Source organism: Pseudomonas cyclaminis (assembly GCF_015163715.1).
Lineage (GTDB): Bacteria > Pseudomonadota > Gammaproteobacteria > Pseudomonadales > Pseudomonadaceae > Aquipseudomonas > Aquipseudomonas cyclaminis.
Map to the genome: position 1 here is coordinate 1 of NZ_JADDUM010000358.1, position 1,325 is coordinate 1,325.

1 protein-coding gene is annotated in these 1,325 nt (G+C 59.5%); it reads right to left on the reverse strand.

Features of this window, described 5'->3' with window-relative positions; genetic code table 11:
- Positions 1-127: 127 nt before the first annotated feature.
- The coding region (locus tag IQK56_RS30370; protein WP_193901965.1) for a DNA recombination protein RmuC at positions 128-1,325 on the reverse strand (1,198 nt) is incomplete at its 5' end.

Consider the following 1,325-nt stretch of genomic DNA (forward strand, 5'->3'; position numbering starts at 1 on the left):
CAAGCCCGCTCACCACAAGAGCCTCGTTCGCTAAGGTTATGTTTTCACCAAAGATGTGTAGATACCTATGACCATCGGGGGCAAGTCGAATCGTCGCACCGCCCCCCACCCACACTTTGATCTGAGTTTATTCAGGGAGATGCGCGACGCCATCTGAATCCGTCATTGCCCTTTCCAACAGATCTGCTGGCAAGCTTTTACTCGCACGAGCGCCCAGCAACCTCAATTGCTCAGTACGACTGACCAGATTTCCGCGTCCATCTGTCAGCTTGTTTCGCGCCGCGCTGTAAGCCTTATCCAACTGCTGCAGACGGTTGCCCACTTCGTCCAGGTCCTGGATAAACAGCACGAACTTGTCATACAGCCAACCCGCACGCTCGGCGATTTCACGGGCGTTCTGGCTTTGGCGTTCCTGTTTCCACAGGCTGTCGATCACCCGCAGCGTAGCGAGCAATGTGGTGGGGCTGACGATCACGATATGGCGGTCGAAGGCCTCCTGAAACAGATTCGGCTCGGCCTGCAACGCGGCGGAAAACGCCGCTTCGATTGGCACGAACAGCAACACGAAATCCAGGCTGTGCAGACCTTCCAGACGTTTGTAATCCTTGCCGGCCAAGCCTTTGACGTGATTGCGCAGCGACAGCACGTGCTGCTTCAGTGCCGCCTGGCCGATCACTTCATCATCGGCCGCGACGTACTGCTGATACGCCGTCAGGCTGACCTTGGAATCCACCACCACCTGCTTGTCGCCGGGCAACATGATCAGCACATCCGGCTGGAAGCGCTCGCCGTCCGGCCCTTTGAGGCTGACCTGGGTCTGGTATTCGCGGCCCTTTTCCAGACCTGCATGTTCCAACACCCGCTCGAGGATCAGTTCGCCCCAGTTGCCCTGGGTTTTCTGGCCCTTGAGGGCGCGGGTGAGGTTGGTGGCTTCGTCTGACAGGCGCAGGTTCAGTTGCTGTAGGCGCTCAAGCTCCTTCGCCAAGGAAAAACGCTCGCGGGCCTCGTTCTGATAGCTCTCTTCCACGCGCTTTTCAAAGGACTGGATGCGTTCCTTCAACGGGTCGAGCAACTGACCCAGGCGCTCCTGGCTGGTTTCGGCAAAGCGCTGTTCACGTTCGTCGAAGATCTTGCCGGCCAACTCGGCGAACTGTGCACGCAGCTCATCCCGCGAGCCTTGCAGGTCAGTGAGGCGCTGTTGATGGCTGTCCTGCTGCTCGCGCAGTTCAGCGCGCAAGCCGGCAGCCAGGGCATCAAGGCGGCGCAATTCGGTGTCCTTCGCGCTGCGGTCGAGGTTCCAGGCGTGGGCGGCGTCGCGGGCGTTG